Annotated in this window: 24 protein-coding genes; 14 read left to right on the forward strand and 10 right to left on the reverse strand. The window is 66.1% G+C overall.

The window, feature by feature from the left end; genetic code table 11:
• Nucleotides 1-54 precede the first annotated feature (54 nt).
• From EVC45_RS09675 to EVC45_RS09685, 3 genes are all read left to right on the forward strand, one after another.
• The gene (locus EVC45_RS09675; RefSeq protein ID WP_129957779.1) at nucleotides 55-1,290 is read left to right on the forward strand and encodes a ribonucleotide-diphosphate reductase subunit beta; all 1,236 of its coding nucleotides are present in this window, start codon (nucleotides 55-57) and stop codon (nucleotides 1,288-1,290) included.
• Nucleotides 1,291-1,377: 87 nt separating this feature from the next.
• Nucleotides 1,378-1,695 carry a hypothetical protein gene (locus EVC45_RS09680; protein WP_129957780.1) on the forward strand — a complete coding sequence of 106 codons (318 nt, stop codon included), beginning with the start codon at nucleotides 1,378-1,380 and terminating at the stop codon, nucleotides 1,693-1,695.
• 29 nt (nucleotides 1,696-1,724) lie between these two features.
• Entirely contained in the window at nucleotides 1,725-2,351 is a 627-nt protein-coding gene (locus EVC45_RS09685) for a histone H1-like repetitive region-containing protein (protein ID WP_129957923.1), read from the forward strand.
• A 228-nt stretch (nucleotides 2,352-2,579) separates the two neighbouring features.
• Here the strand turns inward: EVC45_RS09685 and EVC45_RS09690 are convergent, their stop codons facing one another.
• From EVC45_RS09690 to EVC45_RS09735, 10 genes are all read right to left on the reverse strand, one after another.
• On the reverse strand, nucleotides 2,580-3,056 hold the full coding sequence (locus EVC45_RS09690) for a glycine zipper 2TM domain-containing protein (RefSeq protein ID WP_129957781.1): 477 nt from the start codon (nucleotides 3,054-3,056) through the stop codon (nucleotides 2,580-2,582).
• A 25-nt stretch (nucleotides 3,057-3,081) separates the two neighbouring features.
• Nucleotides 3,082-4,020, reverse strand: a complete 939-nt coding sequence (locus EVC45_RS09695) for a carbohydrate kinase family protein (RefSeq protein WP_129957782.1) — start codon at nucleotides 4,018-4,020, stop codon at nucleotides 3,082-3,084.
• Between the two features lie 95 nt (nucleotides 4,021-4,115).
• Entirely contained in the window at nucleotides 4,116-4,616 is a 501-nt protein-coding gene (gene tpx, locus EVC45_RS09700; RefSeq protein ID WP_129957783.1) for a thiol peroxidase, read from the reverse strand.
• Nucleotides 4,617-4,688: 72 nt separating this feature from the next.
• Complete coding sequence (locus EVC45_RS09705) at nucleotides 4,689-6,116, reverse strand: zinc-ribbon and DUF3426 domain-containing protein (protein WP_129957784.1); 1,428 nt, start codon at nucleotides 6,114-6,116, stop codon at nucleotides 4,689-4,691.
• Between the two features lie 47 nt (nucleotides 6,117-6,163).
• A complete protein-coding gene (prmA, locus tag EVC45_RS09710; RefSeq protein ID WP_129957785.1) occupies nucleotides 6,164-7,066 on the reverse strand; it encodes a 50S ribosomal protein L11 methyltransferase in 903 nt (300 codons plus the stop codon).
• 3 nt (nucleotides 7,067-7,069) lie between these two features.
• Nucleotides 7,070-8,434 (reverse strand): acetyl-CoA carboxylase biotin carboxylase subunit, encoded by a 1,365-nt coding sequence (gene accC, locus EVC45_RS09715; protein ID WP_129957786.1) that lies wholly within the window; start codon nucleotides 8,432-8,434, stop codon nucleotides 7,070-7,072.
• Nucleotides 8,435-8,550: 116 nt separating this feature from the next.
• Nucleotides 8,551-9,024, reverse strand: a complete 474-nt coding sequence (gene accB, locus EVC45_RS09720; RefSeq protein WP_129957787.1) for an acetyl-CoA carboxylase biotin carboxyl carrier protein — start codon at nucleotides 9,022-9,024, stop codon at nucleotides 8,551-8,553.
• Between the two features lie 79 nt (nucleotides 9,025-9,103).
• Entirely contained in the window at nucleotides 9,104-9,559 is a 456-nt protein-coding gene (gene aroQ, locus EVC45_RS09725; protein ID WP_129957788.1) for a type II 3-dehydroquinate dehydratase, read from the reverse strand.
• A gap of 208 nt (nucleotides 9,560-9,767) precedes the next feature.
• Entirely contained in the window at nucleotides 9,768-10,328 is a 561-nt protein-coding gene (locus EVC45_RS09730; RefSeq protein ID WP_129957789.1) for a TlpA disulfide reductase family protein, read from the reverse strand.
• A 19-nt stretch (nucleotides 10,329-10,347) separates the two neighbouring features.
• Nucleotides 10,348-10,998 (reverse strand): UDP-N-acetylmuramate--alanine ligase, encoded by a 651-nt coding sequence (locus EVC45_RS09735; RefSeq protein ID WP_129957790.1) that lies wholly within the window; start codon nucleotides 10,996-10,998, stop codon nucleotides 10,348-10,350.
• 137 nt (nucleotides 10,999-11,135) lie between these two features.
• Between EVC45_RS09735 and mpl the strand changes: the two genes are divergently transcribed.
• From mpl to araG, 11 genes are all read left to right on the forward strand, one after another.
• A complete protein-coding gene (gene mpl, locus EVC45_RS09740; protein ID WP_373683008.1) occupies nucleotides 11,136-12,581 on the forward strand; it encodes a UDP-N-acetylmuramate:L-alanyl-gamma-D-glutamyl-meso-diaminopimelate ligase in 1,446 nt (481 codons plus the stop codon).
• On the forward strand, nucleotides 12,578-13,192 hold the full coding sequence (locus EVC45_RS09745; protein ID WP_129957792.1) for a YqiA/YcfP family alpha/beta fold hydrolase: 615 nt from the start codon (nucleotides 12,578-12,580) through the stop codon (nucleotides 13,190-13,192). The genes mpl and EVC45_RS09745 overlap by 4 nt, the downstream gene beginning before the upstream one ends.
• 206 nt (nucleotides 13,193-13,398) lie before the next feature.
• Entirely contained in the window at nucleotides 13,399-15,531 is a 2,133-nt protein-coding gene (locus tag EVC45_RS09750; RefSeq protein WP_129957793.1) for a ribonuclease catalytic domain-containing protein, read from the forward strand.
• On the forward strand, nucleotides 15,528-16,391 hold the full coding sequence (aroE, locus tag EVC45_RS09755; RefSeq protein ID WP_129957794.1) for a shikimate dehydrogenase: 864 nt from the start codon (nucleotides 15,528-15,530) through the stop codon (nucleotides 16,389-16,391). The genes EVC45_RS09750 and aroE overlap by 4 nt, the downstream gene beginning before the upstream one ends.
• A gap of 25 nt (nucleotides 16,392-16,416) precedes the next feature.
• On the forward strand, nucleotides 16,417-17,151 hold the full coding sequence (gene mtgA, locus EVC45_RS09760) for a monofunctional biosynthetic peptidoglycan transglycosylase (RefSeq protein ID WP_129957795.1): 735 nt from the start codon (nucleotides 16,417-16,419) through the stop codon (nucleotides 17,149-17,151).
• 364 nt (nucleotides 17,152-17,515) lie between these two features.
• Nucleotides 17,516-18,544 (forward strand): IclR family transcriptional regulator, encoded by a 1,029-nt coding sequence (locus tag EVC45_RS09765; protein ID WP_129957796.1) that lies wholly within the window; start codon nucleotides 17,516-17,518, stop codon nucleotides 18,542-18,544.
• Nucleotides 18,541-19,653 (forward strand): 2-dehydro-3-deoxygalactonokinase, encoded by a 1,113-nt coding sequence (locus EVC45_RS09770; protein ID WP_129957797.1) that lies wholly within the window; start codon nucleotides 18,541-18,543, stop codon nucleotides 19,651-19,653. The genes EVC45_RS09765 and EVC45_RS09770 overlap by 4 nt, the downstream gene beginning before the upstream one ends.
• 45 nt (nucleotides 19,654-19,698) lie before the next feature.
• Complete coding sequence (locus EVC45_RS09775; RefSeq protein WP_129957798.1) at nucleotides 19,699-20,379, forward strand: 2-dehydro-3-deoxy-6-phosphogalactonate aldolase; 681 nt, start codon at nucleotides 19,699-19,701, stop codon at nucleotides 20,377-20,379.
• Complete coding sequence (locus EVC45_RS09780; RefSeq protein WP_129957799.1) at nucleotides 20,376-21,158, forward strand: SDR family oxidoreductase; 783 nt, start codon at nucleotides 20,376-20,378, stop codon at nucleotides 21,156-21,158. The genes EVC45_RS09775 and EVC45_RS09780 overlap by 4 nt, the downstream gene beginning before the upstream one ends.
• Nucleotides 21,159-21,293: 135 nt before the next feature.
• Entirely contained in the window at nucleotides 21,294-22,292 is a 999-nt protein-coding gene (locus EVC45_RS09785; RefSeq protein WP_129957800.1) for an arabinose ABC transporter substrate-binding protein, read from the forward strand.
• Between the two features lie 103 nt (nucleotides 22,293-22,395).
• Nucleotides 22,396-23,970, forward strand: a complete 1,575-nt coding sequence (gene araG, locus EVC45_RS09790) for an L-arabinose ABC transporter ATP-binding protein AraG (RefSeq protein WP_129957801.1) — start codon at nucleotides 22,396-22,398, stop codon at nucleotides 23,968-23,970.
• The last annotated feature ends 46 nt before the right edge of the window (nucleotides 23,971-24,016 follow it).

The raw sequence follows: 24,016 nt of genomic DNA on the forward strand, positions 1-24,016 counted from the left end.
TTTTATCGCTCGTGAAAAGATGGTACAAACCGTTCTAAATTGATGGTGACATTTATGCTCAACTGGGATGACGAGATCACTGCCGTAACTCCCTCGAGCGCGACGCAACCGAACGTGTTGCGCAACGCTGCGGGGTCGGCTGTGGGTTCGCAAATCGGAGCGCGTTCCGCTTCGCATGCTCCCTCCGCTCAAGAAGTCTTCGCGAACGACATCGCTGTCGCTCCCGTCGCTCATGCCGGCAACTCGGTTGCCAATGCGGGGGCCGCTTCCGAAGCGCGCGTCAATGTCGCCGACAAGCGCATCATCAACGGCCAGACTGACGTCAATCAGCTGGTGCCGTTCAAGTACAAGTGGGCGTGGGAAAAGTATCTGGCCGGTTGCGCCAACCACTGGATGCCGCAGGAAGTGAACATGTCGCGCGACATCGCTCTCTGGAAAGACCCGAACGGGCTGACCGAAGACGAGCGCCGCATCGTCAAGCGCAACCTGGGTTTCTTCGTGACGGCAGATTCCCTCGCCGCCAACAACATCGTGCTGGGCACCTACCGCCACATCACGGCGCCCGAATGCCGCCAGTTCCTGCTGCGCCAGGCGTTCGAAGAGGCGATCCACACGCACGCTTACCAGTACATCGTCGAGTCGCTCGGTCTCGACGAGGGCGAAATCTTCAACGCGTATCACGAGGTCCCGTCGATCCGCGCGAAAGACGAATTCCTGATTCCTTACATCCACGTGCTGACCGACCCGGCCTTCAAGACCGGTACGCTCGAAGCAGACCAGACGCTGCTGCGCTCGCTGATCGTGTTCGCCTGTGTGATGGAAGGCCTGTTCTTCTACGTCGGCTTTACACAAATCCTGGCGCTCGGCCGCCAGAACAAGATGACCGGCGCGGCGGAGCAGTACCAGTACATCCTGCGCGACGAGTCGATGCACTGCAACTTCGGCATCGACCTGATCAACCAGATCAAACTCGAAAACCCGCACCTGTGGACGGCTGAATTCCGCGCCGAGATTCGCGCGATCTTCCAGCAGGCGGTCGAGCTCGAATACCGCTACGCCGAAGATACGATGCCGCGCGGCGTGCTCGGCCTCAACGCGTCGATGTTCAAGAGCTATCTGCGCTTCATCTGCAACCGCCGTTGCCAGCAGATCGGTCTCGATCCGCTGTACCCGAACGAGGAAAACCCGTTCCCGTGGATGAGCGAGATGATCGACCTGAAGAAGGAACGCAATTTCTTCGAGACGCGAGTGATCGAATATCAGACTGGCGGCGCGCTTTCCTGGGAGTAAGCCGGGATCCGCGTCGCGGATGGTTTCATTGATGGGGATGCCGCCGCCTGTGGCCGCGGCGCCCCGGGTTAGGAGCAGAACGGCCTGATGCAAAGCGTGCCCGGTGCCTTAACGGCCCACAAACATGACAGGCACTTTGCGGACCCTTCAGTGGGATGGGCAAACTTCCCCCCGGAAAAAGCCGCTGGCGTCGTTGCCGGCGGCCCGATCAAGCAATTGCCGGCGTCGCCTTGCGACGCCGACCAGATTTGGCGCGCGGTGCCTTGGGGCACGGCGCGCCTTACCGCATTCATTAGCGTAAGCGCGCCGCACCTGCGTACGCCGATGAATAGCCCGCTTCGTAGCGCGCGCCCTGAGAAGCGTCCGCGGGAAGCGGGTTTTGACGAAGGGTGTAGTTTGAACTGACCTCATCTGAAAACCTGAAGGAGAAAATGATGGCAACTGCAAAGAAAGCCGCGGCCAAGAAGCCCGCAGCAAAGAAGACCGCAGCCAAGAAGGCTGCTCCGGCTAAGAAGGCTGCTCCGGCCAAGAAGGTCGCCGCGAAGAAGGTCGCAGTGAAGAAGGTCGCAGCGAAGAAGGTTGCAGCGAAGAAGGTCGCGGCGAAGAAGGCAGCTCCGGCGAAGAAAGCCGCAGTGAAGAAGGTCGCGGCGAAGAAGGTCGCAGCCAAGAAGGTCGCGGCGAAGAAGGCAGCACCGGCGAAGAAAGCCGCGGTGAAGAAGGTCGCAGCAAAGAAGGTCGCAGCGAAGAAGGTCGCAGCGAAGAAGGCACCGGCGAAGAAGGCCGCAGCGAAGAAGGCAGCACCGGCGAAGAAGGCCGCTGCCAAGAAGGCGGCGCCTGCGAAAAAGGCTGCTGCCAAGAAAGCTGCACCTGCCAAGAAGGCTGCCGCGAAGAAGGCCGCTGCGCCTGCGAAGAAGGCTGCCCCTGCGAAGAAGGCTGTCGCCAAGAAGGCCGCGCCTGCTCCCGCTGCGCCTGCTGTCACGAGCGCGGCACCGGCGGCGACGGTGAAGACCGCGCTGAACCCGGCAGCGGCATGGCCGTTCCCGACGGGCAGCCGTCCGTAAGCAGTAGTAGTAGGTCGACACATCGCACGATGTGTCGGGTGACCGGGTCGTGCTCGAGCTCTTGCGAGCGCCACCCGGTCAGTGTCCCGTTACCGGTGCGCCGGTGGCGGGCTTTTTTTTGCCCGTCGCCCCAAAAGAAAAACACGCATGGCCTCGTGAGGGCGCATGCGTGTGATGTCGTCGTTGCGGCGCTGAGCGACGCGCTGCGGTGCGAGAGGGGAGCTGCGCCTAGTGCGTGACGCGCGTGACGCCGCCGCTCGACAGCAGTCTCACGCGATCGCCGGCGCGGAAGATTTCGCCGGTAGAGGTTTGGGTGACCGCGCGCATGTCGCCGTTATCGAGCCGCACGGTGATTTCGATGCCGTCGCGCATCGCGACGCGGTTTTCGACTGCGTTGCCGGCGACCGCACCGCCGATGCCGCCGACGATACCCGTCGCGACCGAGCCGCGCCCGCCGCCGATCGAACTGCCGGCGAGCGCACCGAGCGCCGCGCCACCGAGTGCGCCGACCCCGCTCGGCTGACCGTTGTTCGTGCTGATCCGCACCGCGCGCACGCTTTCGACCGTGGCCATGCGAACCGTCTGTTCACGCTGCGCCTGCGAAGCGGTGAAAACGTCGGGAGAGCTGCTGTTGACCGCACACCCCGACATGGCCAGCGAACCGGCTATCAAGGCGGCGACGATCAGGCGACTCGATGTTCTCATTCCCAAACTCCCATAGCACGCGATATCAGTGCAGGTCGTATCCGAAGGCCTGCTTGAACCGCTCGTTGATTTCCGCCCGGCTGGGCGCGTAGTTTTGCGGGCCTTGATGCTCGATCTTCAGTGCGCCCATCAGACTGGCGAGACGGCCGGTCGTGGCCCAACCGAGGCCCTTCTCGATACCGTACAGCAAGCCGCCGCGAAACGCGTCGCCGCAACCGGTGGGATCGAGCACCTGCTTTGCCGTGACAGCCGGAATGTCTTCGATGCCGCCGCCGTGATGGATCTGGGCGCCTTTCTCGCCGAGCGTGATGATCAGCGCGTCGACCTTGCTGGCGATCTGTTCGATCGACCAGCCGGTCTTGTTGCTCACCAGCGCGGCTTCGTAATCGTTGACCGCAACATAGGTAGCAAGTTCAATGATGCGCCGCAGCGTCTCGCCGTCGAACAGCGGCAAGCCCTGGCCCGGATCGAAGATGAACGGCACGCCCGCGGCAGCGAGCTGTTCGGAGTGCTGAACCATGCCGTCGTAGCCGTCCGGCGCGACGATGCCGAGCGTGAGGCCTTTCACTTCGTCGGCGCGGTTCTGATGCGATTGCATCATCGCGCCCGGGTGGAACGCGGTGATCTGGTTGTTCTCGAGGTCGGTCGTGATCATCGCCTGTGCCGAGTAGGCGTCGGGCACGACGAGCACGTTTTCCGTCGACAGGCCCAGCTGCGCGAGCCGGTCCATATAGAGCTGCGCGTCGACTGCGCCGATCGCGCCCATGATGCGCGCGTCGCCGCCGAGCAGATTCAGCGCATAGGCGATGTTGCCCGCGCAGCCGCCGAACTCGCGGCGCATGGTCGGCACGAGAAAGCTCACGTTCAGGATGTGGACCTGCTCCGGCAGGATGTGCTCCCGAAAGCGGCCTTCGAAGGTCATGATGTTGTCGTACGCGAGCGAGCCGCAGATGAGCGTAGCCAAGGCGAGCGTTCCTGTATCAAAGCGGTGGGAAGAGACGCGACGCACCGACGGCGCCGCGCGCGAGGCGCGGTGCCGTCGGTCGTGCGCGAGAGGGCTTACTTCAGCGCGGCGAGCGCTGCGTCGTAGTTCGGCTCGTTCTTGATCTCGCCGACCAGTTCGGCGTGCACGACCTTGTCGTTCTCGTCGAGCACCACGACCGCGCGCGCGGTCAGGCCGGTCAACGGGCCGCTTGTCACATCGACGCCGTACGCTTGCGCGAACTCATGGCCGCGGAACGTCGATGCGGTCACCACGTTCTCGATGCCCTCGGTCGTGCAGAAGCGCGATGCCGCGAACGGCAGGTCGCCCGACACGACGATCACGGCCGTGTTACTGAGCTTCGCGGCGGCTTCGTTGAACTTGCGCGTCGACGTCGCGCAGGTCGGCGTGTCGAGACTCGGGACGATGTTGAGCACTTTGCGCTTGCCGGCGAAGTCGGCGAGCGTCAGCGGCTTCAGGTCCTTGCCGACCAGCGAGAACGCGGCGGCCTGCTGGCCGACCGACGGGAACGTGCCGCTTACTTCGATCGGGTTGCCACCCAGCGTGACTTGACTCATGTGTTGTGCTCCGAAAAGGGCGTCAGTGACGACAATGATGCGCCCGCTCGAGGGCGGGCGCGCGAGGGTGCGTTACGGATAAAAAATCTGAACGCGGAAATTGGAGGCGATCGCGCTGCCGGTGTCGAGGTGCACGATCATCGTCTGCGTCGCATGCGCAGGCAGGCCGGCCGCGATCACGGTGCCGGGCGGCACGTAATCCTGCGGCCACAGCACGCGTCGCACCGCGACGTTGTTCTGATCGTCGAGCAGCGTCAGTTCGATCGCGGGGTAGGCGAGCGCGATGTTCAGGCGGTTGTGCAGCGGCATCTTCAGTTCGAGCTTGTGCGGGCCATCGATCTGCCGCAGATCGGACGGCTCGACCAGCAGGCCTTCGATGTCGTGCGGCGGTGTCAGCTGACAGCCCAGATGCGCGCAGGCCTGCGCGTACAGTATTTGCGAGCGCGGCAGGTTGACCATCACGGTCTCGCGTTGCCACCACGCGAGTTGCGCGAGCAGCGCAATCACGAGCAGCGCCGCAAGCACCACGCCGGCAACGATCCAGCCGACGCGTCCGGCGTCCGCGGGGCGGGTTTCGCGCATGACCGGGAACGGGTCGGCGCCATCGCCGACGGGAGGGTTGACCGAGAACGGCTCGCCGCTCGATGGGGCGGGCGAAGGACCGCCCGGCGGGCGCGGGCCGCCGGTACCGCCGGCGCCAAAGGCACCCGCGGTAGCCGCGACACCTGCAGCACCCGCGGCAGCGCCCAGGCCTGCTGCGGCGCCGAAGCTAGCCGCCCCCGCACCGACCGGGCCGAAGCGCGGTTCGTTGTCGGGCATGCCACGCAGATTCGCTGGTTCGCGCAGAGCCGGTTCATCGAGCGTGGACGGCTCGGGCCGGCCGATCTTGTGCCAGACGCGCGGTGCTTCGTCTTCGACGCGCGGTGGGGCAGTAGAGGCGGTGGGCGCAGCCGCCGCGGCGGGCGCGACGACGGGTGGCTGATGAACCGTGTCGTCGGCGGGATAGGCAAACGGTTCGAGTGGCGCGTCGGCCAGCGTCGGCTCATCGTCCGCAGGTAGTGGTGCGGTGAACGCGCCGGCGCGCAACTCAGGTTCGGTTGCCTCGCGCGAAGCGCCCGACGTGACCGCCGCGTGCTCGTTGCCAAGCGGCAGCGGCGCGAGCGGTACGCTGTTCGCCTGGTCGCGTAAACGGTTGTCGAGCGTGCTGGTGGAAAAGCGGGTGGAGACCTGTTCCGAAGCCGGCGCCCACGCGTCCGATACGTTGCCGCTGAAGTCCGGGCTCGGTTGCCGCACACCCGACAGCGCTTCGATCGCCGCCGCGGCGGCAACCGGTTTGGCCATGGAAAAATCGCCGCCTTCGGGGACGTCGAACAGACTGCTCGACGCGTCGAAGACTTCCTGACAATGCCCGCACCGCACGAGGCCGCGGCGCTGTGCAAGCTGCGCCGGTTGCAGACGGAAGACAGTTTCGCAGAAGGGGCAACGCGTCGCCAGGTGCATATCGAGCCGTTGAGCCTGAGGCCGTTAGGTTGACAATACGCCTTATTCTAATTGCTTTCGCGGCGCGTTCCGGCGAGGCACACCCAACCTTCATGTTCGCGCCACACGCTGATGTCGATCCAGCGCGCGTAGACCTGCGCGACTTCGTCGGCCTGGCGCGCGAGAATGCCCGACAGCGCGATGCGGCCGCCCGGTTTCACCTTCGACGACAGCATCGACGCCATCAGCTTCAGCGGATTCGACAGGATGTTCGCGACCACGACGTCGAACTCGCCGACCGGGCAGGCATCGGGCAAGCCATAGGTGACTTCGGCGCGATTGCGCTCGCTATTGTGACGTGCCGATTCGACAGCCTGCGGATCGATGTCGATGCCGATCACCGGATCGGCGCCGCACTTCTTCGCCAGAATCGCGAGGATGCCCGAGCCGCAGCCGTAGTCGAGCACGGACTGGCCGGGCTTGATCGACTGCTCGATCCACTCCATGCACAGGCGCGTGGTGGGGTGGCTGCCGGTGCCGAACGCGAGGCCCGGATCGAGTTCGAGCACGAGCGCGTCGGGGTCCGGCGCGTCGTGCCACGACGGCACGACCCAGATGCGCTCGCCGATCTGGATCGGATCGAACTGCGACTGCGTGAGCCGCACCCAGTCCTGCTCCTCGACCTCGCGCACCGTATAGGCCGGCGCGGCATCGAGCCCGATTTCGTTGGCCGCGGCGGTCAGCAGCACGGCCGGATCGTGTTCCGGCGCGAGCAGCGCGATCACGCGCGAATGCTGCCACGCCGTGCGATCCGGCGTGAGACCGGGCTCGCCGAACAGCGGCTGCTCGTCGGGCGTGTCGGCGTCGGCGTCTTCGACCGACACGGACAGCGCGCCCAACTCGAGCAGCGCGTCGGACAACTCTTCCGCGTGCTCGCGTGCCAGTTCGGCGACCAGTTCCCGATAGCTCATGACTTACGCTTCTTCCGCAACCTGCTGACGCGCGGCCAGCCGGTTTTCGAGGTAGTGAATGCTGGTGCCGCCTTCGACGAACTTCGCGTCGAGCATCAGCTCGCGGTGCAGCGGGATGTTGGTCTGAATGCCTTCGACCACCATTTCCGACAGCGCGATGCGCATCCGCTTGATCGCCTGTTCGCGCGTCGCGCCGTAAGCGATCAGCTTGCCGATCATCGAATCGTAGTTCGGCGGCACGAAATAACCATTGTAGGCGTGCGAGTCGACGCGGATGCCGGGGCCACCCGGCATATGCCACGAAGTCAGGCGTCCCGGCGACGGCGTGAACTTGAACGGATCTTCGGCGTTGATCCGGCATTCGATCGCATGGCCGCGGAACTGGATGTCGCGCTGGCGGAAAGTGAGCTTCTCGCCGGCCGCGATGCGGATCTGTTCCTGCACGATGTCGACACCGGTGATCAGTTCGGTCACCGGATGCTCGACCTGCACGCGCGTGTTCATCTCGATGAAGTAGAACTCGCCGTTTTCATACAGGAACTCGAAGGTGCCCGCGCCGAGGTAGCCCATCTTCTTGCACGCATCCGCGCAACGATCGCCGATGCGGTCGATCAGACGACGCGCGATGCCCGGCGCCGGCGCTTCCTCGATCACCTTCTGGTGACGGCGCTGCATCGAGCAGTCGCGCTCGCCGAGCCACACGGCGTTCTTGAACGAGTCGGCCAGCACCTGGATTTCGATGTGCCGCGGGTTCTCGAGGAACTTCTCCATGTAGACCTGCGGGTTGCCGAACGCGCGCCCGGCTTCCTCGCGGGTCATGTTGACCGCGTTGACGAGCGCCGCTTCCGTGTGGACCACGCGCATGCCGCGGCCACCGCCGCCGCCCGCCGCCTTGATGATGACCGGATAGCCGATCTGGCGGGCGATCTTCACGATCTCCTTCGGATCGTCCGGCAGCGCGCCTTCCGAACCCGGCACGCAAGGCACGCCGGTCTTGATCATGGTTTGCTTGGCCGTGACCTTGTCGCCCATCATGCGGATCGTTTCCGGACGCGGGCCGATGAAGGTGAAGCCGGACTGCTCGACGCGCTCGGCGAAGTCGGCGTTCTCCGACAGGAAGCCGTAGCCGGGGTGGATCGCTTCGGCGTCGGTGACTTCGGCCGCGCTGATCAGCGCGGGCATGTTCAGATAGCTCAGATTCGACGGTGCCGGGCCGATGCAGACCGCCTCGTCGGCGAGCTTCACGTACTTGGCTTCCTTGTCGGCTTCTGAATAGACGACGACCGTCTTGACGCCGAGTTCGCGGCAGGCGCGCTGGATACGGAGCGCGATCTCGCCACGATTGGCAATGAGGATTTTTTCAAACATAGCGGGTTTTCGACTCATCAATGGGCGCCGGGTCGGTCACGACGCCGGCTGCCGCAGAGGATCGGTCGCGCGCCTCGGGACGAGCGGCGCGCGGGCGGCGATTGGTGCGTGCCGCGTTAGCCGACCACGAACAGCGGTTGGCCGTACTCGACCGCCTGGCCGTTTTCGACGAGAATTTCCTTGACCACGCCGGACTTGTCCGACTCGATCTCGTTGAGCAGTTTCATCGCTTCGATGATGCAGATGGTCTGGCCTTCCTTGACCGTGTCGCCGACCTGCACGAACGGATCGGCACCCGGCGACGGCGCGCGGTAGAACGTGCCGACCATCGGCGAAGTCACGACGTGACCTTGCGGCGCGGCGGCGGCCGGCGTCGCCGGCGCACCCGCGGCGGCTCCCGGACCTTCGACCGCGCCTGCCGGTGCCGGCGGCGCGAATTGCGGTGCGGCGTACGAGGGGGACGGCTGGACGTAAACCGGCGGCGCATTCTTGACGATGCGGACCTTGCCTTCGCCCTCGGTCACTTCGAGTTCGGAAATACCGGACTCCGAGACGAGGTCGATCAGAGTTTTGAGTTTACGTAGATCCATCAGGGTGCCCCTTTTCAATGCGTAGTGTGCCGGCGCGTGCAAGCGTGCAATAGCCGGCTCAAATTGGACGTGTTTGGATTCAGCCGCGCGACGAGCCGGCCGCGAGCCGGTCGAGCGCGAATTCGAGCGCGTACAGATACCCCTTCCAGCCGAGGCCGCAGATGACCCCCTCAGCCTGGTCGGAGAAATACGAGTGATGCCTGAACGGTTCGCGGCGATGCACGTTCGACAGATGAATCTCGACGAACGGGATGCCGACCCCCGCTAGTGCGTCCCGAATGGCCACGCTAGTGTGCGTGTACGCGGCGGGATTGATCAGGATGAAATCGGTTTGCTCAGTGCGGGCCGCCTGAATACGGTCGACCAGCGCGCCTTCGTGATTGCTCTGGAACGACGCGAACTCGACGCCTGCGTCGGCTGCGCGGTCCGCCAGCGCCTGATCGATCTGCGGCAGGGTCACGCGACCGTAGACCTCGGGTTCCCGGGTGCCGAGAAGGTTGAGGTTGGGCCCGTGCAGTACCAGCAGTCGCGTCATGGTCGCTTCTTTTTCCGTGGAATTGCGCGAACTTTAGCGCTGATTAGAGAAACTTGTCTAGTTTCGCGCGCGTACGCGGCTGCGGCCGGGGCGGGCCGCCGCGCGGCCATGGACCCAACTTCACTCAAATTCGGGAATTATCCGCGCATTTTTGCTCGTTCTGCACGGAATTGGATGCCAAAAAGCGCAGCGTCAGAAATCGGGAAATTTACAGCGTATCGAGCGTCTGGCGCAGCGCCGCGGGGTCGATCTGGCCCAATTTTGTCGAGCGGATGTTGCCTTTTGCGTCGATCACGACGGTAAACGGCAAACCGCCCGCATTGTTGCCGAACGCGCGCGCGAGGTCGGCGCCGCCGAAGCCGGTCACGTAGATGGGGTACGCGACCTTGACCTTCTGCAGGAAGGTCTGGATGTTCTTTTCGGAGTCGACGCCGAGGCCGACGAACTGGATGCCTTTCTTCGCGTACTCGCGCTGGATCTGCGACAGCGCCGGCATTTCCTCGACGCACGGACCGCACCACGACGCCCAGAAGTTGACGACGATCGGGCGGCCCTTGAGCAGGCTCAGCGATTGGGGCTTGCCGTCGACGTTCGTGACCGGCGCGGTCCACAACTGCTGGACGGGACTCGCATGGGTGTCAGGCTGCGACCCGGGCTGGGCCGCGTACGCGACGTCGGTACCGCGATTGAGCCAGTGATTGGCCAGCACGCCGCCGCCCGCGGCGATCAGCGCAACGGCCGCGCCCGCCAGCATACGTCTCGTGTTCATCGTGCTCCGTTCTGTCTGATCAATTGGTGAATGACGGCACTTCGTCGCCGTCGAGCAGCGCCTGCACCGCCTGAAGTTTCGCCCGCGCCGTGCGGCCGCGGCCATCGGCGCGTACTGCGCCGCGCAGGTCGTCGGTTTCGTACAGCGCGACGTGGATGCCGACCGGCTCGGCGTTGCGCTCGTTCGCGGGACGCCACAGAAAGCTCAGCGTCTCCACATAGCCGCGCCCCGCGAAGTGGCGCGTTTCCGACACGTCGTACTGGATGTTCGCATTGAGCATGTAGATCGCGACTTCCTTGGGGTTGTCGCAAAACACCTGCAGATGCACGTCCGAATGCTCGCCGGCCGTGCCGCCGAGCACCGCGCCCGTCAGATACGGATTGAACGGCGCGAGCCGTTCCATCCAGTCGACGGCGATCACGCGCAGCCGCCGCAGCAGCGCCGGCTGGCTGTCGCCCTGGAACAGCGACTGATATTCGCGGATTTCTTCTTCGATCTGGTCGTTGTCCGGCAGCCATTCGCCGGCGACACGAGTCTCGCCGACGATCTGCCGGGCCGCCTTGCGCTTCGCGCTGGCGTAGTCCAGACCGTCTTCGGCAATCAGACGTGCAGCCGCGATCGCGATTTCCTCGCGCACCCGCTGCGGATCGAAATGTGATTTGCGGACCATCCCTGCATGATACTCGATCGGCCCTGGCGACGCGGTTCGGCGCCCCGGACGGGGCGGCGCCGGGCGTGGCCGGCAGGGGCGGCGCGCGCCGCGTCGGTTACAATAGGCGTCCTTTGCAGACGGTCGTTCCGGCCGTCCTGCGGCTCTCCCATCCCTCGCAAAAAACGCCCGCGCGGCACGACAGGCTTATGCATATCCACATCCTCGGCATCTGCGGCACCTTCATGGGCGGACTCGCGGTGCTCGCGCGCAATGCGGGCCACACGGTGACCGGCTGCGACGCCGGCGTCTATCCGCCGATGAGCACGCAACTCGAGGCGCAAGGCATCCGTCTGATCGAGGGTTACGACGCGGACCAGTTGAACGGCCTGAACGCGGATCTATTCGTGATCGGCAACGTGGTCACGCGCGGCAACCCGCTGATGGAAGCGATTCTGGACCGCGGCCTGCCGTACGTGTCCGGTCCGCAGTGGCTCGGCGAACACGTGCTGAACGGCAAATGGGTGCTGGCCGTGGCCGGCACGCACGGCAAGACCACCACGAGCTCGATGCTGACCTGGCTGCTCGAAGACGCGGGCCTGAACCCGGGCTTCCTGATCGGCGGTGTGCCGCTGAATTTCGGCGTGTCGGCGCGGCTCACCGATTCGAGCTTCTTCGTGATCGAAGCCGACGAATACGACACCGCATTCTTCGACAAGCGCTCCAAGTTCGTCCATTACCGCCCGAAAACGGCGGTGCTGAACAATCTCGAATTCGATCACGCCGACATCTTCCCCGATCTCGCCGCGATCGAAACGCAGTTCCATCATCTGATCCGCACCGTGCCGCGACTCGGCCGCGTCGTCACGAACGGCCGCGAGGACGCGCTCGAGCGCATGCTCACGCGCGGCTGCTGGAGCGAGGTCGAGCGCTTCGGCGTGCAGGGCGGCTGGGAGATTCAGGCGGCGGAGCAGGGCGAGCCCATCGACGAACGCTTCGCCGTCTATCACAACGGCGAGCGCGTCGGCGTGGTCGACTGGCAGGTGCAGGGCGAGCATAACCGCATGAACGCGCTCGCCGCGATCGCTGCCGCGCGCCACGTCGGCGTGCCGCCGGCGCAGGCCGCGAAGTCGCTGACCGGCTTTCGCAACGTGAAGCGCCGCATGGAAGTGCGCGGCAGCGTCGACGGCGTGACCGTGTACGACGACTTCGCGCATCACCCCACCGCGATCGCGACGACGGTGGCGGGGCTGCGCGCGCGCGTCGGCCGCGACAACACGCGAATTCTCGCGGTGCTCGAACCGCGCTCGAACACGATGAAGCTCGGCGTGATGAAGGCGCAACTGCCGGCGAGCCTCGTCGACGCCGACCTCGTGTTCGGCTACGGCGCCCCGAGCGGGCGCGACGCGCTCGGCTGGAACCTCGGCGAAGCGCTTGCGCCGCTCGACGGCAAGGCCCAGGCGTTCGACAACCTCGACGCGCTCGTGAAGGCGGTGGTCCACGCGGCGCGCCCCGGCGATCAGATTCTGGTGATGAGCAACGGCGGCTTCGGCGGTGTGCATCAGAAGCTGCTCGACTCTCTGTCGGCGCGAGGCGCGTCGTGATTCTCTATCTGCACGGTTTCCGCTCGTCGCCGAATTCGTTCAAGGCGCGCCTGCTCGCCGCGCGTCTCGCCGAACTGGGCCGCGCCGACGAGTGGTGCTGCCCGATGCTGCCGGTCTCGCCACTCGAGACGGTCGCGCTCGCCGAAGCGCGGGTGGCCGAAGCTCGCGCGCAGGGCGGAGCCCAGCAGGTGACGGTGATCGGCAGTTCGCTCGGCGGCTATTTCGCCACGCATCTGGCCGAGAAGCACGGCTGGCCGGCCGTGCTGCTGAACCCGGCGGTCGTGCCGCAGCGCGACCTGAGCGCGTATCTCGGTGAGCAGCCGCTGTGGCATGGCGGCGGCAGCATCGTGGTCGAGCCGCATCATCTGGATGAATTGCGCGCGCTCGGCGTCGCCTCGATCACGCGGCCCGAACGCTATTATTTGATGGCAGCCACCGGCGACGAAGTGCTCGACTACCGCGAAATGCTTGCGCACTATCCGGGCGCGCGCACCACGCTGATCGAAGGCAGCGACCACGCGATCAGCGAGTTCGCGCAGTATCTCGACGACGTGCTGGCGTTCTGCGACGGCGAGCATGTCGAGCCGCCGGCGCCGCGCGCGGCGGCCTGACGGCCTGCAAGGACGTCAGTCAGAAAGACACACCGACCGCCGCCGCTGGTCGCAAGATCGCAGGTCGCAAGATTCAACCCGCTGGCACGCGCAGTGCGCGCCGCGGATTCACTATCACGAACAGGTTGCCGTGCCGCGCATGCAGTGATCGATTGCTACAGAGCGTCGGGCGCGCCGGCAGATGCAAGTCAGAACGAGAGTATTGAGTGAACGTTTTCTTCGAGGAATCGGGCAGTTTCAAGGCCGGCAGCGTGCTGTCGCGCCAGGGCGACGCATTTCAGGTCGAGTTGCCGGGCGGCCGGCGCGCGAAGGTGCGCGGCAAGGATGTGCTGATCGAGTTCGAGAAGCCCACCGCGGCCGAACTGATGCAGCAGGCCGACGCGATGGCGCAGGAGATCGATCTCGACTTCCTGTGGGAATGCGCGCCGGACGATGAATTCCCGTTCGCGACGCTGGGCGCCGAGTACTTCGGCGCGAGCTTCGGCGCGATCGAGCGCGCGGCGCTCGTGCTGCGCATGCACGGCTCGCCGGTGTACTTCCGCCGCAAGGGCCGGGGCATGTACCAGCGCGCGCCGCAAGAGCAGTTGAAGATGGCGCTCGCGGGCCTCGAGCGCAAGCGTCAGCAGGCGCTCGTGCAGGCGCAGTATGAGGAAGAGCTGAAGGCTGGCCGTCTGCCGGAAGCGTTCGCGGGTGCCAAGGGCCTCGCGCTGCTGACGAAGCCGGACAAAAACACCATCGAGTACAAGGCGCTCGAAAACGCCGCGGCCGCGCGTGGCATCTCGCAGGCGCGGCTGATGCTCGAATGCGGCGCGATCGCGTCGCCGCGCGCGCTGCACGAAGCGAAGTTCCTGTCCGAGTTCTTCCCGCACGGCACCGGCTTCCCGCCCGTGGCGGCCGCGAACGTGCCCGACGATCTGCCGCAGGCCGACATCGAAGCGTTCTCGATCGACGACATCACCACGACCGAAATCGACGACGCGTTCTCGGTCGAGCATCTGGCCGACGGCCGCGTGCGCATCGGCGTGCACATCGCCGCGCCGGCGCTCGGCATCCAGCGCGGCGACGACGTCGATGCGATCGCGCGCGCGCGTTTGTCGACGGTCTACATGCCCGGCGACAAGATCACGATGCTGCCCGACAGCGTCGTCGAAACTTTCACGCTTGCCGAGGGTGGGTATCGGCCGGCGCTGTCGCTGTATGTGATCGTCAATCGCGAAACGCAGGAGATCGTCGCGAGCGAAACACGCGCCGAGCGCGTGTTCGTGAAGAACAACCTGCGCCACAACACGCTCGACGAAATCGTCACGGAACAGGCGCTCGCCGAAGGCACCGGCGAGTATCCGCACAAGGACGATATCGCCGTGCTGTGGCCGTTCGCGCAGGCACTGTTCGAGAAGCGCCAGACCGCGCGCGCCGGCTACGGCCTGCGCCGCGAAGTGCAGCGCAATACCGATTTCAATTTCTACGTCGAAGGCGAGCACATCACGATCACGCCGCGCCGGCGCGGCTCGCCGCTCGACACGATCGTCGCCGAGCTGGCGATTCTCGCGAACTCGTCGTGGGGCGGATTCCTGCACGATCACGGCGTGCCGGGCATCTATCGCACGCAGCGTGCGTTCGGCGCGCCGAGCGGCCCGAAGCGCACGCGCATGCAGACCAACGCCGCACCGCACGAAGGGCTCGGCGTCACGCAGTACGCGTGGAGCACCTCGCCGCTGCGCCGCTACGTCGACCTGGTGAACCAGTGGCAGCTGATCGCGTGCGTGCAGCATGGCGTGACCGCGAAGCTCGCCGCGCCGTTCAAGCCGAAGGACGCCGATCTGTTCGCGGTCGTGCAGGGCTTCGACGACACTTACACCGCGTACGCCGACTACCAGCGCCGCATGGAGTACTTCTGGTGTCTGCGCTGGCTCACGCAGGAGAATCGCAAGCAGGTGGTCGCGTCGGTCGTGAAGGGCGATCTCGTGCGTCTCGAAGAAATTCCGCTGTTGCTGCACGTGCCTGGCCTCGGCGTGCATGCGCGCGGCACGCGTTTGCAGATGGAAGTGATGTCGATCGATGAGCTAACGATCGAAGCGTCGGTGCGTCTGCTGCACGTGCTCGACGCGCCGACCGTGACGAGCGGCGCCGAAGCCGAAGAAGGCGAGGACGAGGGCGACGAAGAGTTGCTCGACGCATCGGATGAAAGCGCCGAAAGCGAAGCGGAGGCGCAAGCCGAAGCCGGCGGCGACAACACCAACGACAACCCCGGCGCCGACGGATCCGCGGCAACCGGCGACGGCAACGACGCCGCGAATACCGCCGACAACGACCAACACATCACGGAGCCGGGACGATGAGCGGCAACCAGACACGCGACCGCTACGCGGTCATCGGCAATCCGGTCGGCCATAGCAAGTCGCCGTTCATCCATGGCCGCTTCGCGGCGCAGACCGGCGAGCCGGTCGAGTACGGTCATCTGCTCGCGCCGGTCGACGCGTTCGTGCCGCACGTGCGCGCGTTCATCGAAGCGGGCGGCCGCGGCCTGAACGTGACGGTGCCGTTCAAGCTCGAAGCGCATGCGTTCGCGAACACGCTGTCGCCGCGCGCGGCGGCGGCCGGCGCGGTGAACACGCTGCGGGTCGACGCCGACGGCATCTACGGCGACAACACCGATGGCTTCGGCCTCGTGCGCGACATCGAGGTGAATCTTGGCGTGCCGCTGAAAGGCGCGCGCGTCCTGCTGCTTGGCGCGGGCGGTGCCGCGCGCGGTGTCGTGCTGCCGATGCTCGACCGCGCGCCGCATACGCTGACGATCGTCAATCGCACCGCGCAGAAGGCCGAGGCGCTGGTCGAGCAGTTCGCGCAGGCTGCGAGCGACGCGCACTGCCGTTTCGCCGGCGGCAGCGCCCGCGCGATCGAAGCGGGGCAGTACGACGTGATCGTCAACGCGACAGCGGGCAGCCTCGATGCGTCGCTTCCCGAGTGCGACGACCGCGCGTTCGGCAACGGCACGCTCGCCTACGACATGATGTACGGCGCGCATCCGACCGTCTTCATGCAGCACGCGGCGAAGCTCGGCGCGCGCGGTGCCGATGGCCTCGGCATGCTGGTCGAACAGGCCGCCGAATCGTTCTATGTGTGGCGCGGCGTGCGCCCCGACGGCGCACCGGTGCTCGCCGAATTGCGCGCGCTGCTGACGGCGCCGTCGCACACGTAACGCCAGCACGCGGACAGCACGCACCATGACAGCGACGCGGCGTGCCAGCGGTTCGCGCGGCCAGGCCGGCCCGCTGCGCTGGCTCGGCTATGTGCTCGCGGTCGTGGCCATCGCCTGGCTCGCGACCCAGGCGTACTACTTCGCGCAGATCGCGATCTGGAACGTCGTCAATCCGCGCTCGACCGCGTTCATGCGCTCGGATGCATGGCGTCTGTCGCAGGACCGGCCGGATCTGTCGGTGCAGCGCACGTGGGTGCCGTACGAGCAGATCTCGCGCAACCTGAAGCGCGCGATCATCGCCTCCGAGGACGCGAACTTCGTCAACAACAAAGGCTACGAAACCGACGCGATCCTGCAGGCGTGGGAGCGCAACAAGGCGCAGGGCCGGATCGTGCGCGGCGGTTCGACGATCTCGCAGCAGCTGGCGCGCAACCTGTTTCTGTCGCGCGAGAAAAGCTATATCCGCAAGGGCCAGGAGCTGATCATCACGTGGATGCTCGAAACGTTGATGGACAAGCAGCGCATCTTCGAGATCTATCTGAACTCGGTCGAATGGGGCAACGGCGTGTACGGTGCCGAGGCGGCCGCGCAGTACTACTACAAGACCTCGGCGAGCAAGCTCACGGCCGCGCAGTCGGCGCGGCTCGCGGTGATGCTGCCGCGCCCCAAATATTTCGATGAACATAGGAGTTCGCCGTATCTCACGCAACGCGCACGCGTGATCGCGCGACGGATGGGCGCGGCTGAACTTCCAGATTGAAAAAGCGCTCGATTCCCTCGGTTTTACCGCTCCGAAGCCCGCCTCGCGCGGGCTTCTTTGCGTCTTGACTCAAGGGCGCGACGTTCCGCTAAACACGTGATCGCCAACTAAAATCTCACTATATGGACTCAACATTCACATATTGGTGATTCTCAAAACTCGCCCTACAATCCAAGCCAACATGCATCGCTAGACGGCGCTCCAGCGCGCCGATACAGCGAACAGCGACAGAAAAAACCGGAGACGAGGCCAACATGTCTGGCAGCCGATCACAGCAGCCGCGCAAGCGCGGCGCCGCCCGCGTTCCCGCCCTGTGCTCCAGTCCCGCGCGTCAAGCGCAGAAACCATCCGAAAGCGAATCGCCATGAACAAAGCGATGCCCACTCACGCCACCAGTGCGGCCGAGGCTGCGCCGGGGTCGACCGGCGGGCCGAACAGCGCAACCAATTCCGCGCTGAATTCGGCGCCGCGCGAGGCTTCAGCCGTCACCGCCAATGTCGCCGCCAGCGCATCCGCGACCGCGAGGGCGTCGCGCCCGGTGACGCGCGCGGCGACCGTCGACGGACTCGGGCTGCCGGTCACGCTGCTGGAAATCACGCCGCAACAGGCCGGCACGCAGACGCTGTTGCGCGGCCTCGCGATTCTCGAAGCGGCCGCGGCCGGCGTGCGCGACCTGCGCAGCTTCGGCGCCGCGCTCGGCACGACCCGCAGCACCACGCATCGACTCGTCAGCAGCCTCGTGCAGGCGCGCTATCTGCGTCAGGTGCAGGGCGGCTATCTGCTCGGGCCGAAGCTGATCGAGCTCGGCACGATCGCACTCGAACAGATGCCGCTCACGGCGGTCGCGCGTCCGCACCTGGAGTCGCTGGCCGAGCAGACGCTCGACACGATCCACCTCGGCGTGCGCGATGGCGACGATGTGCTGTACATCGACAAGATTCCCGGCACGCGCGGCCTCGAAATGCGCTCGCGCGTCGGCCATCGGATGCCGCTCGCGTCGACCGGCATCGGCAAGGCGATGATGCTCGACCTTGGCTCCGACGCATGGCAGTCGCTATTCGAAGCGTCGCGCCGTGCGCTCGCGGGCGTCAGCTTCAAGCCGGACAACCGCCCCGACGCGCCGACCTTCCTGCAGCGCATGACGAACTACGCGGCCGGCGGCTACACGTTCGATCTCGAAGAGAACGAAGCGGCGATCCGGTGTGTCGCGGCGCCGGTGCGCGACGCGTCGGGCGCGATCGTCGCGGCGCTGTCGGTGGCGAGCACGATTCCCTACATGCCGCTAGAACGAATGGACGAACTGATTCCGATCGTGCAGCGCGAGGCGCGCGCGATTTCGGAAGAACTCGGTTGGCGCGCTCCGCAACCGGCCACGCGCAGGATCAAGCGATGAAACAAGCGGGCACCGCCACGCTGGCGAACCACCAGGCCGCCGCGCCCAACCCGGGCGTGAAGCCGGACGCGACCGCTGTCGCCGATAGAGCCGCCATCGATTTCACGCAGGCCGCGCTGATCGCGCTGGACTGGGGCACGACGTCGCTGCGCGCCTATCTGTTCGACGCGCACGGTCGCGTGCTGGCGACGCGCGCATCGACGGCCGGCATCATGAATCTGCCGCGCAGCGCGGCCGAGGGCGGCTTCGACGCCGCGTTCGACGACGCCTGCGGTGCGTGGCTCGACCACGCGCGCGGCGTGCCGGTGATCGCGGCGGGGATGGTCGGCAGCGCGCAGGGCTGGCTCGAAGCGCCGTATGTCGAGACGCCCGCGAACGCCGATGCGCTGGTGGCCGGCATCGTCCGCGTGCAGACCGCGAGCGGCGCGACGCTGCACATCGTGCCGGGCGTGCTGCAACCCGGCGAGCTGCCGAACGTGATGCGCGGCGAGGAGACGCAGATTTTCGGCGCGCTCGACGCGGACGCGAACGGCGCGCAAGACGCGAACGCCGCCGACAGCAACGTCCGCTCGCTGATCGGCCTGCCCGGCACGCATGCGAAGTGGGCGGTCGTGCAGGCGGAGCGCATCGAGCGGTTTCATACCTTCATGACCGGCGAGGTGTTCGCCGCGCTGCGCGAGCACACGATTCTCGGCCGCACGATGGTCACACCCGATCGTCCCGATACCGAAGCCTTTCTGCGCGGCGTGAATATCGCGCGCGAGAAGGGTCAGGCAGGTGTGCTCGCGACCGTGTTCAGCACGCGCACGCTCGGCTTGACCGGCGCGCTGTCGAGCGAGGCGCAGCCCGACTATCTGTCGGGCCTGCTGATCGGACACGAACTCGCCGGCCTGGAAGCGGTACTCGCTCAGCAGGGCAGCTCGCTCGCGCAGCAGAGCCTGCGGCTGATCGGCAACGACGCGCTGTGCGAGCGCTACCGCCTCGCGCTCGCGCAATTCGGCTGTCTGCGCGCGGATCTGGTCAGGCAAGCGACCGAACGCGGCCTGTGGCGCGTCGCCGTCGAAGCGGGGCTCGTCCGGCCGTCCGCCCAGGCGGCACACGCAGGCTGACCGGCGCGACCTTCGCCCAAGACGCTCACGAAACAAGGAACCGACATGCAACCTCACATCAATCTGCCCGGACCGTACATGCCGCACGCGGGTCTGATCGCCGCGTTCGAAGCCTGTCCGCTGATCGCGATCCTGCGCGGCGTGACGCCCGCCGATGCGGCCGATCACGGTCAAGCGCTGTACGAAGCCGGTTTTCGCATCGTCGAAGTGCCGCTCAATTCGCCGCAGCCGTTCGACAGCATCTCGGCGATCCGCAAGGCGCTGCCGGCCGACGCGATCGTCGGCGCGGGCACGGTGCTGCATCCGCTCTACGTGGACGACGTGAAGTCGGCGGGCGGCGAGCTCATCGTGATGCCGCACAGCGATCCGGACGTCGTGATCGCCGCGAAAGCGAAGGGTCTCGCGTGCGCACCGGGCGTCGCGACGCCGAACGAAGCGTTCATCGCGCTGAAGAACGGCGCGGACGTGCTGAAGATGTTCCCCGCCGAGCAGCTCGGCTGCCAGGTCGTCAAGGCATGGCGAGCGGTGATCGCCGCGCAGGTGCCGCTGGTGCCGGTCGGCGGCGTCACGCCGGACAACATGGGGCCGTTCCTGACCGCCGGCGCGAACGGTTTCGGCCTCGGCTCGGCGCTGTACAAGCCGGGCCAGAGCGCGGCAGTGACCGCGTCGCATGCGAAGGCGTTCATCAACGGTCTGCGGATCGCCCGCGCGGGCGTGAAGAAATGAACCGGCTCGCCGGCAAGGCCGCACTCGTGACCGGCGCCGGGCGCGGCATCGGCGCGGCGATCGCGCTGGCGTTCGCGCGCGAGGGCGCGGCGGTCGTGCTGGCGGAACTCGACCTCGATACCGCGCAGCGCACGGCCGCGCGGATCGAGGCGGAACTTGGCGCCGGCGCGCGCGTGCTCGCGGTGCAGACCGACGTGACACAACCGGCGTCGGTGCAGCATGCGGTGAGCGAAGGCGCACGCGCATTCGGCGGGCTCGACATCCTCGTCAACAACGCGGGCATCAACGTGTTCTGCGATCCGCTGACGATGACCGACGCCGACTGGCGGCGCTGCTTCGCGGTCGATCTCGACGGCGTGTGGAACGGCTGTCGGGCGGTGTTGCCGGGCATGGTCGAGCGCGGCGCGGGCAGCATCGTGAACATCGCGTCGACGCACGCGTTCAAGATCATCCCGGGCTGCTTCCCGTACCCGGTCGCGAAGCACGGCGTGATCGGCCTCACGCGCGCGCTCGGCATCGAGTACGCGCCGCGTAACGTGCGCGTGAACGCGATCGCGCCGGGCTACATCGAGACGCAGTTGACGCACGACTGGTGGAACGAGCAGCCCGATCCCGCCGCCGCGCAGCAGGCGACGCTCGATTTGCAGCCGATGAAGCGCATCGGCCGCCCGGAGGAGGTGGCGATGACCGCGGTGTTCCTCGCGTCGGACGAGGCGCCGTTCATCAACGCGAGCTGCATCACCGTCGATGGCGGGCGCTCGGCGCTGTATCACGACTGAATTTGCAGCGCCCGGAAACACGGGCAAAGAGACGCACAGAACACCGGACGACGCGCTGGCCGCGTGTGTCAGGACCGGTATAAGAAGACGCGGCCGATTACCTTCTCGTTATCAATTAGTCAGGAGACACGCATCATGAAACGAAGAATTTTCCTCACGCTGGCAGCGGCGGCGACGGGGGTGCTCTTCAACGCGCCGGTCGTACAGGCTGCCGATACGGTCAAGATCGGCTTCCTCGTGAAGCAGCCGGAAGAACCGTGGTTCCAGGACGAATGGAAGTTCGCCGAGATCGCCGCCAAGGACAAGGGCTTCACGCTCGTGAAGATCGGCGCGCCGTCGGGCGAGAAGGTGATGAGCGCAATCGACAACCTCGCCGCGCAGAAGGCGCAGGGCTTCGTGATCTGCACGCCCGACGTCAAGCTCGGGCCGGGCATCGTCGCGAAGGCGAAGGCCGACGGCCTGAAGATGATGACGGTCGACGACCGCCTCGTCGACGGCGCGGGCAAGCCGATCGAGTCGGTGCCGCACATGGGCATCTCGGCGTATAACATCGGCAAGCAGGTCGGCGACGGCATCGCGGCTGAAATCAAGAAGCGCGGCTGGGACATGAAGGACGTCGGCGCGATCGACGTGACCTATGAGCAGCTGCCGACCGCGCATGACCGCACCACCGGCGCGACCGACGCGCTGGTCGCCGCCGGCTTCCCGAAAGCGAACATCGTCACCGCGCCGCAGGCGAAGACCGACACGGAAAACGCTTTCAACGCCGCCAACATCGCGCTGACGAAGAACCCGCAGTACAAGCATTGGGTCGCTTACGCGCTGAACGACGAAGGCGTGCTCGGCGCGGTGCGCGCGGCCGAAGGCCGTGGCTTCAAGGCCGACAACATGATCGGCATCGGCATCGGCGGCTCGGAATCCGCGCTGAACGAGTTCAAGAAGCCGCAGCCGACGGGCTTCTTCGGCACCGTGATCATCAGCCCGAAGCGCCACGGCGAGGAAACCTCGGAACTGATGTACGCGTGGATCACGCAGGGCAAGGAGCCGCCGCTGCTGACGCTGACGAGCGGCATGCTGGCGACGCGCGACAACGTCGGCGAAGTGCGCGAGAAGATGGGCCTCGCGTCGAAGTAAGCGTGAAACCCGCGGTGACATGAAGTGCGCCGCGGGCGCAAGAAGATCTGCGGTAGACAGACGGGCCGCGCGCCGCGCGCGCGGTCCACATGAAGGAGGCGAAGTGTCAGCGACGCTACGTTTTGACAATATCGGCAAGGTCTTTCCAGGCGTGCGTGCGCTCGACGGTGTGTCCTTCGACGTCAACGTCGGCCAGGTGCACGGCCTGATGGGCGAAAACGGCGCGGGCAAATCGACGCTGCTGAAAATTCTCGGCGGCGAGTATCAGCCCGATTCGGGCCGCATGATGATCGACGGCAACGAGGTGCGCTTTCCGAGCGCGGCCGCGTCGATCGGTGCCGGCATCGCGGTGATTCACCAGGAACTGCAGTACGTGCCGGACCTGACGGTCGCGGAAAATCTGCTGCTCGGCCAGTTGCCCAATGCGCTCGGCTGGGTCAACAAGCGCGAGGCGAGGCGCTTCGTGCGCGAGCGGCTCGAAGCGATGGGCGTCGCGCTCGATCCGAGCGCGAAGCTGCGCAAGCTGTCGATCGCGCAGCGGCAGATGGTCGAAATCTGCAAGGCGCTGATGCGCAACGCGCGCGTGATCGCGCTCGACGAGCCGACCAGCTCGCTGTCGCATCGCGAGACCGAGGTGCTGTTCAAGCTGGTGCGCGATCTGCGCGCCGACAACCGCGCGATGATCTACATCTCGCACCGGATGGACGAGATCTACGAGCTGTGCGACGCGTGCACGATCTTCCGCGACGGCCGCAAGGTCGCGTCGCATCCGACGCTCGAAGGCGTGTCGCGCGACACGATCGTCAGCGAGATGGTCGGGCGCGAAATTTCGGACATCTATAGCTATTCGGCGCGGCCGCTCGGCGAAGTGCGCTTCGCGGCGAAGGCGATCGAAGGTCATCCGCTCGCGCAGCCGGCGAGCTTCGAGGTGCGGCGCGGCGAGATCGTCGGCTTCTTCGGTCTGGTTGGCGCGGGCCGCAGCGAGCTGATGCATCTGGTGTATGGCGCCGAGCATCGCAAGGGCGGCGAGCTGATGCTCGACGGCAAGCCGATCAAGGTGCGCAGCGCGGGCGAGGCGATCAAACACGGCATCGTGCTGTGCCCGGAGGATCGCAAGGAAGAGGGCATCGTCGCGATGGCGAGCGTCGCGGAAAACATCAACATCAGCTGCCGTCGTCACTATCTGCGCGCGGGCGTGTTTCTCGATCGCAAGAAGGAGGCGCAGACCGCGGACCGTTTCATCAAGCTACTGAAGATCAAGACGCCGCATCGCCGGCAGAAGATCCGCTTCCTGTCGGGCGGCAACCAGCAGAAGGCGATTCTGTCGCGCTGGCTGGCCGAGCCCGATCTGAAGGTCGTGATTCTCGACGAACCGACGCGCGGCATCGACGTCGGCGCGAAGCACGAGATCTATAACGTGATCTATCAGCTCGCGGAGCGCGGTTGCGCGATCGTGATGATTTCGTCGGAATTGCCGGAAGTGCTCGGCGTGTCCGACCGCATCGTCGTGATGCGCCAGGGCCGCATATCCGGCGAGCTCGCGCGCAAGGACGCGACCGAGCAGTCGGTGCTGAGCCTCGCGCTGCCGCAAAGCTCGACCGCGCTGCCTGATGACGCAAACCCGGAAGCCAACGCAAACGCCAACGCCGCCAACCAGAGCGGCTCGCGCGCGGCCTGAACCTGATCCGGACGCGAGTCCGCAACCCGTGGGGAACGGGGAGGAG

Source organism: Paraburkholderia sp. UYCP14C (assembly GCF_004197395.1).
Classification (GTDB): Bacteria; Pseudomonadota; Gammaproteobacteria; order Burkholderiales; family Burkholderiaceae; genus Paraburkholderia.